Genomic DNA, 11,828 nt, shown 5'->3' with positions numbered 1-11,828 from the left:
GCATCACCCGCTCGATCTCCTTCTCCCGCCCGATCACCGGGTCGAGCTTGCCCTCCCGGGCGGCCTGGGTCAGATTGCGACCGAACTGGTCCAGCACGGCGGAGCTTGCCGGCGTCGGTCCGGCCGCCGGCGAGCCGGCCATGGATCCTCCGCTGGGATGCCCCGCCAGCAACTGGATCACCTGCTGACGCACCCGGTTGAGGTCCACCCCCAGCCGCAGCAGAACCCGGACGGCCGCGCCCTCGCCCTCCCGGACCAGGCCGAGCAGGATGTGCTCCGTACCGATGTAGTTGTGGCCCAGTTGCAGCGCCTCGCGCAGCGACAGCTCCAGGACCTTCTTGGCCCGCGGCGTGAACGGCATATGCCCGCTCGGCGCCCGCTGTCCCGGCCCGACGATCTCCTCGACCTGCTCGCGGACGCCGTCGCCGGAGATGCCGAGGCTCTCCAGGGCCTTCGCCGCCACGCCCTCACCCTCGTGAATCAGGCCCAGCAGGACGTGCTCCGTGCCGATGTGGTTGTGGTCCAGTGTCCGGGCCGCTTCCTGGGCCAGGACGACAACTCGACGGGATCGGTCGGTGAACCGCTCGAACATGCCCATCACGCCCTCTGCGGGGTCCCACGCCCCCTGCTGACGGCGGCGTCGTACGCCGCGCGCGGTGATCTGACACGCTGAGTCGGAGCCTCTTGGCCACCTGGGCGGGGCACTGGCGTGGGCCGCCCCACCGGGCACGGGCAGGCGCACTGCCCGTGCCTACGGTAACCCACCGCGGTCCGGGCTGACCCGCCTGGCCGGGGCCGGACTCCCGGTCGGGGCCAGGTTGGCCTCCTCAGGTGGGACCAGGCTCGCCGCTCGACGAGCCGATCCGCCCGCCTGGGCATACGATCGGCGGCATGTCGCGGTTTGCCCGCTCGGAGCGCCATCACCTCGCAGACCTTCTGCTCGCCGTGGGACCGGACGCTCCCACCCTCAACGAAGGGTGGACCGCGCGCGATCTAGCGGCCCACCTCGTGGTGCGGGAGCGTCGCCCGGACGCCGCGCCGGGAATTCTGGTGCGGGCGGTCCGGGGTTACTCGGAACGGGTCCGCCGGACGATCGCCGCACAGCCGTACCCCGAGCTGGTCGACCAGGTCCGGCGGCCACCGTTCTGGAGTCCGGTGAGCAACCCGCTTACCGACGAACTCGCCAACCTGCTGGAGTTCTTCATCCATCACGAGGACGTCCGCCGCGCGCGGGACGGCTGGCAGCCGCGCCACCTACCCGCCGAGATGCAGACCGCGATCTGGCGCCGGCTGCCGTCCCTGGCCCGGCTGGCGTTGCGTCGGTTTCCCGGGTCGGTCCTGATCCAGGCGCCGGGCATCGGCGAGACCAGTGCCGGGCGGGCCGGTGACCGGTTGCGCGTGGTCGGCCCGCCTAGCGAGCTGGCCCTGCTCTTCTTCGGCCGGCAGCGGGTCGCCCGAGTCCAGTTCGACGGTTCGCCCACCCTGGCCGAGCGGCTGCGGTCGGCCCGTCTGGGCATCTGAACCATCGACCTGGTCCGATCGACCGACTGAGTGGTCGATCAGATAGCCGATGGTTGACCCATACGGCGATGCCCGTAGGCTCAACCCGTCATGGAACTTGCGTCGCTCCTGGAGCCCGGTGGGCCGGTCCCGAGCTCCCGCTGCGACAGCCCCTGGCGTCCAGCGTCGGACGCCGCGGTCCGTGCGACGGGAGGCGGAATGCGGACCCTCGCCGCAGCAGCACTCACCGAACCCCCATTTCCCGCACAGATCAACGAACACGTGCCAGCGGTCGCGCGGGCCTCGGCCGGATGGGCAGCCGACTTCGGCTTGGTGGCGACCACGGACGACGGCCACCGTCTGTCCCGCGCGAACGCGGCCGAACTGGCCGGCCGCGCCTGCCCGGACGCCGAACCGGAACGACTCGCCCTGCTCTCCGACCTGATCACGTGGTTGTTCGCCTTCGACGACCGATGCGATGAGGACGGCCTGGGAGCGGACCCGGGTCGGTTGGGACCGGTGGTTGCCCGCCTGCTGGACATCGTCGACCTGATCGGCGACGAAGCACCCGACCACCTGCTGGTCGCCGCTGGGCCGACCGGAGCCGCCCTACACGACCTCGGCCGTCGGGTGCGCGGCCAGAGCCCCCCGGGCATCCTGCTGCGGTTCACAAGCGAACTGCGCGACTACTTACTCGCTCTGCTGTGGGAGGCGGCCAACCGGGCGCAACGGCGCGTGCCGGCGGTCTCCGAGTACGTCCAGATGCGTCGGCACACCGGCGCCGTCTATCCCAGCCTGACCCTCACCGACGCCGCCTACGGCGCCGAACCGGGCGTCGGCTGGCTCGCCGATTCCCGGCTGCTCAAGCTGGAGCAGGTCGCGGTGGACCTCGTGTGCTGGTGTAACGACGTCTTCTCGTACACCAAGGAGCGGGTGACCGGGTCCGACGGACACAACCTGGCGGCGGCGGTCGCCGCCGAGACCGGGTTGGCCGAGGCGTCCGCGCTGACGGACGTGGCGCACCGGTACAACGACGCGTTGAAGATGTTCCTCCGGCTGGAGCAGGAGGTCCTCGCCGACGGTGATCATCAGGTCATCCGCTTCGTCGACGCCCGGCGTTGCTGGATCCGCGGCACCTACGACTGGTCGCTGAGCGCGGCGCGCTACCACTGAGGCGGCGGCCCGTCGGGCACAACGGGCCCACGCCGACCGGTCGGCGGCAGAGATCCACGAGCCACCCACTAGCCGCTGGGCAGCCCGAGCATCTACCCTTCGGTAACCGCAACCCATCGTGACCTCGGTCACGGTACATTCCCCCGAAGGCGGCAGCACTTATGGCTCTCGATATTCCTTACCGGTCGATTCCGGACATGTTCCTCAAGCGCGTGGCGGCCACCCCCGACAGGCACGCCTTCGCCCACCCGGCGCCTGACGACTCGGGGCCGGTCTGGCTGACCTGGACCCAGGTGGCCGAACGAGCCACCGCCGTCGCGGCCGGACTACGTGGGCTCGGCGTCCAGCACGAGGATCCGGTGGCCATCCTGGCCAACACCCGGCTGGACTGGATCATCGCGGACCTCGGCATCATGTGCGCCGGCGGCGCCACGACCACGGTCTATCCCACAACGGAGCCCGAGGACACCCGATACATCATCACCGACTCCGGCTCCCGGGTGCTGATCGCCGAGGACGCGACACAGGCCGCCAAGCTCGCCGGGGCCGACCTTCCCGCCCTCACCCACGTGGTGCTCATCGACGGACCGGCCGATCCGACGGCGCAGCCACCGCAGCTGACTCTGGCCGAGCTGGAACAGCGGGGTGCCGAGGCGCTGCGCGCCGAGCCCGACATGATCGAGAAGGTGGTCGCCGACATCGCGCCGAACCACCTCGCCACCCTGATCTACACCTCGGGTACCACCGGTCGCCCCAAGGGGGTGGAGTTGCTGCACGCCGGGTGGTGCTGGGAGGGGGTCGCGCAGACCGCGTTCGACCTGTTGCGCTCCGACGACCTGCAGTACCTCTGGCTGCCGCTCGCGCACTCCTTCGGCAAGACGCTCATCTGCGGTGTGATCCATGTAGGTCTGCCGACGTACGTCGACGGCCGGGTGGAGAAGCTCATCGAGATGCTCGGCGTGGTGAAGCCGACGCTGATGTGTGGTGCGCCGCGGATCTACGAGAAGGTCTACAACCGGGTGGTCACGTCCGCCCGCGCCGAGGGCGGCGCGAAGGCGAAGATCTTCTCGTGGGCCGTTCGGACCGGGTTGCGAAAGGTGGAGCTCGAGCAGGCCGGCCGGCCGGTGCCGGCCGGCCTGCGGCTGCGCTACGGGTTGGCGGAGAAGCTGGTGTTCAGCAAGCTGCAGGCCCGGTTGGGGGGTCGGATGCGGGTGATGGTCTCCGGTGCCGCGCCGTTGAGCAAGGAGATCGCCGCCTTCTTCGCCGCGGCCAACCTGCCGATCTCCGAGGGGTACGGGCTCACCGAGACCAGCGCGGGCAACTTCGTCAACCGGCCCGGCAGCCTGCGCATCGGTACCGTTGGTCAGCACCTCGGCGACCTCGAGTGCAAGATTGACTCGGACGGCGAGATCCTGCTTCGGGGCACCCCGGTGATGCGCGGCTACCACAACCTGCCGGAGGAGACCGCCGCCGCGTTCACCGAGGACGGCTTCTTCCGGACCGGTGACATCGGTGAGCTCGATGCCGACGGCTTCCTGCGGATCACCGACCGCAAGAAGGATCTGGTCAAGACCTCCGGCGGCAAGTTCGTGGCCCCGTCGAACATCGAGGGAATGTTCAAGGCCCTCTGCCCGTACACCTCGCAGGCGGTGGTGATCGGTCAGGCTCGCAACTACTGCACGATGCTGGTCAGCCTCGACCCGGACGCGATCACGGGGTGGACCGCGGGCGGTCCGCTCGAAGGCAAACCGTACGCGGAGGTGGTGGCCGCGCCGGAGACCCGGGCCATGGTCGAGGGGTACGTCGCGGAACTCAACACCAAGCTGAACCGCTGGGAGACCATCAAGAAGGTCACCGTCCTGCCCCGGGACCTCACAATCGCCGACGGCGAGATCACCCCCTCGCTCAAGATCAAGCGGCGGGCCGTGGAGACCAACTTCGCCACCGAGATCGACAAGATGTACGCGGGAACACTCGCCGAGATCTGACAGCCGTTCCGAACCCCTCACCCGGGCATCACCCGCACCCGGCATCAAACGAGCCCCGGTTGGGTAAGGCGGGTGCAGCGGCGCACCAGTGGCAAGATCTGGGCGCCCGACCGGGTGAGGGGGGCGAAGCGGTGATGGCGGCCAGGGTCTCAGCTCACGTACCGACCGGCGCCCTGGTTATCACGATGACCGACGGCTGGAACGTGACCGAGGCGCACCTGCTGCGCCGCGCGCTCGCCCGTTGTGTCGTGCACCACCCGCCGTACGTCGTGGTGGACTGCGCCGGGGTGCGGGCTCGGACCATTCTGCCGGCCCTGCTGCCGGTGGCGGCGCTGTGCGGCCGCCGGCGGGGTGTGTCCGTGGTGCTCTGCGGCCGGGCACCCGCGCTGCGGGCGCTGCTGCGGCGTGTCCGGGCTGGTCGATCCCGGCTCTACCCTGACGTCAACGAGGCGCTCGGGGCGCTGCGTCCACATCACTGCCCGACCGGAGTCCGTCGGGCACACCGGCGGCTGGCCCCCACCCCGGAGGCGGCGGCCGCGGCCCGCCGGCTGCTCCGCGACTGCTGCCGGCGCTGGGGCGTCGAGGAGAGCATGGACGCCGGCCAGCTCGTCATCTCGGAACTGGTGGCGAACGCGGCCGAGCACGCCGGCACCGACATCGATGTCACAGTGTCGCACCACCGGGGTCAGCTGCGGATCGCGGTGGCCGATCGCAGTTCCCGGCTGCCGGACCCGGGCCGGTCCCGACCCGGGAGCCGTTCCCTGGCCGAACGCGGGCGCGGCCTCGGCCTGGTGGCCAACGCCGCCACCGCGTACGGGATGGTGACCGGAACGGAGGGCAAGGTGGTCTGGGCCAGCGTGGCCACGCCGCGGCCCCGGCGGATCCGGCTGCCCCGGATGACCGTCATCCGCCGGTTCCGGGTGCCCGCGTTGTCCCGGCCGGTCCGCACCTCCGCCCTGCGCCTCCGGCCCGCCTGACCAGGCCGCTTCCCGCGGCCGCTGGGCAGCGTCAGGCGATGACGGCCGGCTCCCGCCAGGACGGACGGGCCACCTGATCCAGCCCGTACCGGACCCCGGCGATGCGGTTCACGGCGTCGACAAGGTCGGGCGCCGGCAGCGTGAATGGCAGGCGCAGGAAGCGTTCCAACGTACCGTCCAGCCCGAACCGGGGCCCCGGCGCGAGCCGGACCCCCACCTCCTCGGCCGCCCGGGACAACGCGCTGGAGACCGGGCCGTCCAGCTCGGCCCACAACGTCACGCCGCCGCGCGGGACGGTGAACCGCCACTCCGGCAACGCGGCCGTCACGGCGGCGACAAGCGCGTCCCGCTGCGCCACGAGTTGGGTACGCCGGGCGGCGACGATCCGGTCGGCATCGGCGAGCAGGTGTACGGCGACGAGCTGGTCGAGGACGGGGCTGGCCATGTCCACGCCCACCCGGGCCGCGGCGAGCCGCTGCACGTGCGGGGCCGCGGCGCGCACCCAGCCGATGCGCAGCCCGCCCCAGTACGCCTTGCTCATCCCGCCGATCGACACCACGCGAGAATGGCGGTCGAAGGCCGCCACCGGCGGCGGCATCGGCTCGGCGTCCAGCGCCAGGTCCACGAACGATTCGTCGATCACCAGGTCGGTGCCGGTGGCGTGCGCGGTGGCGACGAGCCGCTCCCGCAGGTCGGTGGTCATCAGGTGGCCGGTCGGGTTGTGGAACTCCGGGATCAGGTAGGCCAATCGGGGCCGGCCCTGCCGCACCGCGGCCAGCAACAGATCGGCGTCCCAGGCGGCATCCGTCGCCAATCCATGGGTGCCGATCCGGGAGCGCCGGGCGCCGAAGGCCGCCAGCGCGTTCGGATAGGTGGGCGACTCGACGAGCACCCCGGCACCGGCCGGCAGGGCCATCCGCAGCACCAGATCGAGGGCGTGCTGGGTGCCGCTGGTGATCATGATTTGCTCGGCACTGGTGGGCAGCCCCCGGTCGGTGTATCCGCGGGCGACCGCCTCCCGCAGCTCACCGATGCCGGTCGGGTAGTAGCCGGCCCCACCCAGATAGCGGTACAGGTCCTCGGACGCGGCCCGGGCGGCGACGGCCAGTTCGTGCGGAGCGGCCAGTGCGGCGCAGCCGAGATCGATCATGTCGAGGTCGTCGTCCGGCGTCCATAGCCCGGAGCTGGCCACCCGGTGGCCTGCCGGCAGTCGGGTCCAGCTCCCGGCTCCCCGCCGGCTGGCCAGGTGCCCGCTGTCCCGAAGTTCCCGGTACGCCGCGCTGACTGTGGTTCGACTCACCCCGAGCGCCTCGGCGAGGTCCCGCTCGGCCGGCAGGCGTACGCCCAGCGGCAGCCGGCCGTCGGCGAGCAGGCCGCGGACGGCGGCCGCCAGGGCCAGGTAGTCCGGGCTGCGTCGACGGCCGGGGAGCGCGTGCCACTGTCCGAGCAGTCGGGTCAGTTGGCCACCGCGGACCAGGCTTGTCACGACCAACCTCCGAAAATTGGCCCTTGTGGGACCGTGATGTGGCCTTCAGAGTGGCATGTGTGACCTTAATTGGCAATCTCCGTGACCGGATCACCCGGCGGCTGTTCCAGCTCTACGCCGGCCTCGTGCTGTACGGATTCAGCATGGCCCTGATGATCGAGTCCCACCTGGGCCTCGATCCCTGGGACGTCTTCCACCAGGGCGTCGCCACCCGGACCGGCTTGTCCTTCGGAACGGTGACCATCCTGGTCGGGGCGCTGGTCCTGCTGCTCTGGATCCCACTGCGGCAACGACCCGGCATCGGCACGGTGAGCAATGTGGTGGTCATCGGCCTCGCGGTGGACGCCTCCCTGGCGCTGCTGCCGACGGTCGAACCATTCCTTGCCCGGATCGCCTTCCTGGTCGGCGGCATCGTGTTGAACGGCGTCGCCGGCGGGTTGTACATCGGCGCCCGGCTCGGCCCCGGGCCGCGCGACGGCCTGATGACCGGTTTCGTCGCCCGCCGACCGGGCCGATCCATCCGGCTCGTCCGCACCGCCATCGAGGTCACCGTGCTGGCCGCCGGGTTCCTGCTCGGCGGCACGGTCGGCGTCGGCACGGTGCTGTACGCGGTCGCCATTGGACCGTTGCTGCACGTGTTCATTCCCCTGTTCACCGTGCCGCCCACGACCGTCAGCCCGATCAGCCGACCCGCCGCCGACGGACCGGCGCTCTGATCCGCGCCACGAGGACACCGCGCTCTCGCCCTTTGTGGACCGGCCGGGGTCGACGAGCACCTGAACGCGGAGCTGATGACGCCATTCGTCGATTGGTGGACACCGCTCGGCAACTCCGTGGTACCCGGCCGTTCCCTCCATCGGACGCGGACGGCATCATCTCCGTATGGTGGAAACGGAGTGGCGCTGGGCGGACGCGTGGATCTTCGTGGCCCTGGTGATCGCGAGCGGTGCCGGCCGACACCGGCGTGCCGCGAGCAGCCGACGGCCGGAGGGTGTCCGGCTCGCCGACGTGCTCTACACGGCCGACCACCTCAACAACGCGATCCCGGAACGGGCCGAGGTGGAGGCCGCGGTACGCCGGCTCGCCGGGGCCGGACTCATCACGGTGACGGATGGTTGGTTCCGCGTGACGCCGGCGGGCGAACACCTGTGGCGCACCCGGCCGCGCGGTGGTTTCGGCAAGGCGGTCGAGTCGGTGCACGGCGTCCTGACCAAGCGGCACACCCCGGGGGCCGCGGACTGGGCGCTCGGCGAGGAGGAGCACGCTACCGCGGTCCAGGAGTACGCCGCCCGCCTCATGATTCCCGCGCCGCGCCATCCGGACGACGACCGCGGCTGACAGGCACGTATCGGCGGTCGACCGGGCCTTCGACACATGCCCTGGCTAGTCGTCGAGGACCTGATCCAGGGTGGTCGCGGTGACGGAGCGACGGAGCCACTCGGTGAGCCGAGGCAGGTCGGTGCAGGCGAGGATCCGTTCCCGAGCATCGGCCGGCACCGGTACGCCCCGGGCGTCCAGGACGGTCAGGATCGCCTGCGCCTCTCCCCGCGCCTCACCACGGGCCTCGCCCCGCGCCTCGCCACGGGCCTCGCCTCGGGTCTCGGCCTCCGCGGCGAGCGTCCGGAACAGTTCGCTGTGGTACTCGTGACCAACGGTGCTGGTCATGAAAGCCTCCCAACGAGTCCGGGCCGCCACCGGCAACCCAGCCAACACGACGTCATAATACAAGATCGCCCTCTTCGGACCGAGCGCGCGCAACGCCTCGGCCAATGCCGGAAACGTAGCCTCCACCTCGGTATCACCGCCGTGGCAGATCGCCGAGAGCACCGCGAGCGCCGGATTGGCCCGAGCCAGATCCATTTCCACGACCAACGGAATATCGCTGGGCGTGAAAATCAGCGGTCGCAACGTCAGACTCAACCCACCGAACTCGAACATGTCCCGGTAGCGACGCGCGATCCTGGGGTTGGGACAGTAGACCAGCAGCGCGGCATCGACGTCCAACTCCGCCTCGAGTTGGGCCACGTACAGCTTCCAGGTGCGTCGTTTCGCGGTGTCCCAGCCACGCTGCACCTCCAGCACCACCGCCAGCAGCGGCCGGTCGGACACGTTACAGAACAGCAGCATGCCGTCGGCATGATACGTGCGCGGGACCATTACCCGTACGTCGGTGGGGCGTGTCCGGGCATGATGATAATCAGGAACCTTCACATCGAAAACATTGGTCAGCAGCCAGGCCACCAAACCGGGATCCAGCTTGACCAACGCGACCGGGGATTCATGCTCGGCACTCGGCATACCCGAACCCTAGGGTCGCGCAAATACGCTGAACCAAAGGCACGCCGAGGAACTTCCGGGCAGTATGAATACAATTCTGAGAACAATTTGAACGGTTCTCGACGTCCCACCGTCGGTCTCTCTCAGCGGACCGGCCGGCCCGCTGACCGCAGGGCGTCCTTCACCTGTCCGACGCTGACCTCGCCGAAGTGGAAGACGCTGGCCGCCAGTACCGCGTCGGCGCCAGCGGTGACAGCCGGCGGGAAGTCCTCGGCCGCGCCGGCCCCGCCGCTGGCCACCACGGGCACGTCCACCACCGCCCGGACGGCACGGATCAGTTCGAGATCGAAACCGGTCTTGGTGCCGTCCGCGTCCATCGAGTTCAGCAGGATCTCCCCGGCCCCCAGCTCGGCTCCCCGACGGGCCCACTCGACCGCGTCCAGTCCGGTGCCCTGCCGCCCGCCGTGCGTGGTCACCTCGAACCCGCTGGCGGTGTTCCCCGGTGACCGCCGGACGTCCAGCGAGAGCACCAGCACCTGCCGGCCGAACCGGTCGGCGATCTCGGCGACCAGTTCGGGACGGGCGATCGCCGCGGTGTTCACCCCCACCTTGTCGGCACCCGCCCGCAACAGGATGTCGACGTCGGCCACCCGGCGCACCCCGCCGCCCACGGTGAGCGGGATGAACACCGATTCGGCGGTACGGCGTACCACGTCCAGGGTGGTCTGCCGGTCGTCGGACGACGCCGTGACGTCGAGGAAGGTCAGTTCGTCCGCGCCGGCCGCGTCGTACGCCGCCGCAAGCGCCACCGGATCCCCGGCGTCCCGCAGGTTGACGAAGTTGACGCCCTTGACCACCCGGCCGGCGTTCACGTCCAGACACGGGATCACCCGCACCGCCACCGTCATGGGCCGAGCCTATCCGGCGGGCGGACGGGCCGGCCCCGCGCCGCACATCGTTGATCTGAGCCGCGGAGGTCGTCCGCCGCCCGGCAAGGGGTTATCCGAGCCGGACCAGCATCTTGCCGAGGTTCTCGCCGCGCAGCAGGCCGAGGAAGGCCTCCGGGGCGTTCTCGAGCCCGTCGACCACCGTCTCGTCGTACCGGATCCGGCCCTCCCGTAGCCACCCGGCCATCTCCCCGACGAACTGGTCCCGCAGGTGACCATGGTCGCTCACCAGGAACCCGCGGACGGTCAGCCGCTTGCCGATCAGCAGCGCCAGGTTCCGCGGGGCGGCCGGCGGCTCGGTGCTGTTGTACTGGGAGATCATCCCGCAGACCGCGACCCGGCCGTGGGTGCGCAGCACGCCGAGCGCCGCCTCCAGATGGTCGCCGCCCACGTTGTCGAAGTAGACATCGATGCCGTCCGGCGCGGCCGCCCTCAGCGATCCGGCCACCGCTCCGTCGTGGTAGTCGAAGGCCGCGTCGAAGCCGACCTCTTCGAGCCGCCGCACCTTGGCCGCCGAGCCGGCGCTACCCACCACCCGGGCGGCGCCCTTGAGCTTGGCGATCTGGCCGACCAGGTTGCCGACGGCGCCGGCCGCCGCCGAGACGAACACCGTCTCGCCGGGACGGAACGCCGCCACGTCCAGCAGACCCGCGTACGCGGTGAGTCCGGTCATCCCGAGCACGCCGAGGTACGTCGACAGCGGCGCCAGATCGGGGTCGACCCGGCGGGCCGAGGCGGCGTCGAGCACGGCGTAGTCCCGCCAGCCGAGCCCGTGCAGCACCATGTCACCGGGGCGCAGTCCGTCGGCCCGGGAGGTGACCACCTCACCGATCGCCCCGCCGTCCAACGGCGCGCCGACCTGGAACGGCGGGACGTATGACTTGACGTCGTTCATCCGGCCGCGCATGTACGGGTCGACCGACATGAGCACGTTGCGGACCAGCACCTGTCCGGGACCGGGGTCCGGCACCCGCACCTCGACAAGCGAGAAGGTCTCCGGTGTGGGCCACCCGGTCGGGCGGCTGGCCAGCTGGATCTCCCGTCCGTCGGTCATCGGGCCTCCCCCACGGTGAGCGTGACGTCGACGTTGCCCCGGGTCGCGTTCGAGTACGGGCAGACCTGGTGAGCCTGCTCGACGAGGCGCACCGCGCTGGCCCGGTCGACATCGGGCAGGTCCACGGCGAGCGTGACGGTGAGGCCGTAACCGCCCGTCCCGGTCGCGCCGATGCCGACCCGCGCCTCGACGGTGGAGCCGGTGACGTCGGTCCCGGCCTTACGGGCCACCGCCCGCAGCGCCGAGTGGAAGCAGGCCGCGTACCCGGCCGCGAAGAGCTGCTCGGGGTTGGCGGCCCCGCCGGCCCCGCCCATCTCCTTCGGGACGGCGAGGTCCAGGTCGATCGTGCCGTCCGAGGTGGTGACGTGGCCGTCCCGCCCGTCACCGGTGGCGAGCGCCTGTGCCGTGTACAAGACCTGCATGTCT

12 protein-coding genes are annotated in these 11,828 nt (G+C 70.9%); 6 read left to right on the top strand and 6 right to left on the bottom strand.

Going from position 1 to position 11,828, the window contains the following annotated elements:
* Positions 1-592: Clp protease N-terminal domain-containing protein (locus ACFQUZ_RS19335; RefSeq protein WP_377444062.1), on the bottom strand; the 592-nt coding region annotated here is incomplete at its 3' end.
* A 299-nt stretch (positions 593-891) separates the two neighbouring features.
* Here ACFQUZ_RS19335 and ACFQUZ_RS19330 point away from each other — a divergent pair.
* The 4 genes from ACFQUZ_RS19330 (at position 892) to ACFQUZ_RS19315 (ending at position 5,638) form a co-directional block, all read left to right on the top strand.
* Entirely contained in the window at positions 892-1,521 is a 630-nt protein-coding gene (locus ACFQUZ_RS19330) for a TIGR03085 family metal-binding protein (RefSeq protein WP_377444027.1), read from the top strand.
* Positions 1,522-1,719: 198 nt separating this feature from the next.
* Positions 1,720-2,673 carry a terpene synthase gene (locus tag ACFQUZ_RS19325; RefSeq protein ID WP_377444025.1) on the top strand — a complete coding sequence of 318 codons (954 nt, stop codon included), beginning with the start codon at positions 1,720-1,722 and terminating at the stop codon, positions 2,671-2,673.
* Between the two features lie 161 nt (positions 2,674-2,834).
* Positions 2,835-4,661: an AMP-dependent synthetase/ligase gene (locus ACFQUZ_RS19320; protein WP_377444023.1), complete on the top strand. Its 1,827-nt coding sequence runs from the start codon at positions 2,835-2,837 to the stop codon at positions 4,659-4,661.
* A gap of 185 nt (positions 4,662-4,846) precedes the next feature.
* Complete coding sequence (locus ACFQUZ_RS19315; RefSeq protein ID WP_377444021.1) at positions 4,847-5,638, top strand: ATP-binding protein; 792 nt, start codon at positions 4,847-4,849, stop codon at positions 5,636-5,638.
* A 31-nt stretch (positions 5,639-5,669) separates the two neighbouring features.
* Here the strand turns inward: ACFQUZ_RS19315 and ACFQUZ_RS19310 are convergent, their stop codons facing one another.
* On the bottom strand, positions 5,670-7,124 hold the full coding sequence (locus ACFQUZ_RS19310) for a PLP-dependent aminotransferase family protein (protein WP_377444019.1): 1,455 nt from the start codon (positions 7,122-7,124) through the stop codon (positions 5,670-5,672).
* 59 nt (positions 7,125-7,183) lie between these two features.
* Here ACFQUZ_RS19310 and ACFQUZ_RS19305 point away from each other — a divergent pair, with 59 nt between their 5' ends.
* Positions 7,184-7,840: a YitT family protein gene (locus ACFQUZ_RS19305; RefSeq protein WP_377444018.1), complete on the top strand. Its 657-nt coding sequence runs from the start codon at positions 7,184-7,186 to the stop codon at positions 7,838-7,840.
* 166 nt (positions 7,841-8,006) lie between these two features.
* Positions 8,007-8,462 (top strand): hypothetical protein, encoded by a 456-nt coding sequence (locus ACFQUZ_RS19300; RefSeq protein WP_377444016.1) that lies wholly within the window; start codon positions 8,007-8,009, stop codon positions 8,460-8,462.
* Between the two features lie 45 nt (positions 8,463-8,507).
* On the opposite strand, the gene ACFQUZ_RS19295 is transcribed toward ACFQUZ_RS19300, so the two are convergent.
* From ACFQUZ_RS19295 to ACFQUZ_RS19280, 4 genes are all read right to left on the bottom strand, one after another.
* Positions 8,508-9,251: a hypothetical protein gene (locus ACFQUZ_RS19295; RefSeq protein ID WP_377444014.1), complete on the bottom strand. Its 744-nt coding sequence runs from the start codon at positions 9,249-9,251 to the stop codon at positions 8,508-8,510.
* Positions 9,252-9,544: 293 nt separating this feature from the next.
* Positions 9,545-10,309 (bottom strand): imidazole glycerol phosphate synthase subunit HisF, encoded by a 765-nt coding sequence (gene hisF, locus ACFQUZ_RS19290; RefSeq protein WP_377444013.1) that lies wholly within the window; start codon positions 10,307-10,309, stop codon positions 9,545-9,547.
* Positions 10,310-10,400: 91 nt separating this feature from the next.
* Entirely contained in the window at positions 10,401-11,402 is a 1,002-nt protein-coding gene (locus ACFQUZ_RS19285) for an NADP-dependent oxidoreductase (RefSeq protein WP_377444011.1), read from the bottom strand.
* Entirely contained in the window at positions 11,399-11,824 is a 426-nt protein-coding gene (locus tag ACFQUZ_RS19280; RefSeq protein WP_377444009.1) for an organic hydroperoxide resistance protein, read from the bottom strand. Before ACFQUZ_RS19280 ends, ACFQUZ_RS19285 begins: the two co-directional genes overlap by 4 nt.
* Positions 11,825-11,828 lie beyond the last annotated feature (4 nt).

The organism is Plantactinospora sp. GCM10030261, assembly GCF_042666615.1.
Taxonomy (GTDB): Bacteria; Actinomycetota; Actinomycetes; order Mycobacteriales; family Micromonosporaceae; genus KBS50.
Note: the sequence above shows the minus strand (reverse complement) of the source record. Positions and strands in the feature narration are given on the sequence as shown.

What these genes read in the sequence shown, in the direction of transcription:
- ACFQUZ_RS19280 (WP_377444009.1), bottom strand. Translation starts at nt 11,824, where the DNA reads ATGCAGGTCTTGTACACGGCACAGGCGCTCGCCACCGGTGACGGGCGG.
- ACFQUZ_RS19295 (WP_377444014.1), bottom strand. Translation starts at nt 9,251, where the DNA reads ATGCTGCTGTTCTGTAACGTGTCCGACCGGCCGCTGCTGGCGGTGGTG.
- ACFQUZ_RS19285 (WP_377444011.1), bottom strand. Translation starts at nt 11,402, where the DNA reads ATGACCGACGGACGGGAGATCCAGCTGGCCAGCCGCCCGACCGGGTGG.
- ACFQUZ_RS19320 (WP_377444023.1), top strand. Translation starts at nt 2,835, where the DNA reads ATGGCTCTCGATATTCCTTACCGGTCGATTCCGGACATGTTCCTCAAG.
- ACFQUZ_RS19300 (WP_377444016.1), top strand. Translation starts at nt 8,007, where the DNA reads ATGGTGGAAACGGAGTGGCGCTGGGCGGACGCGTGGATCTTCGTGGCC.
- ACFQUZ_RS19330 (WP_377444027.1), top strand. Translation starts at nt 892, where the DNA reads ATGTCGCGGTTTGCCCGCTCGGAGCGCCATCACCTCGCAGACCTTCTG.
- ACFQUZ_RS19315 (WP_377444021.1), top strand. Translation starts at nt 4,847, where the DNA reads ATGACCGACGGCTGGAACGTGACCGAGGCGCACCTGCTGCGCCGCGCG.
- ACFQUZ_RS19325 (WP_377444025.1), top strand. Translation starts at nt 1,720, where the DNA reads ATGCGGACCCTCGCCGCAGCAGCACTCACCGAACCCCCATTTCCCGCA.
- hisF (WP_377444013.1), bottom strand. Translation starts at nt 10,309, where the DNA reads ATGACGGTGGCGGTGCGGGTGATCCCGTGTCTGGACGTGAACGCCGGC.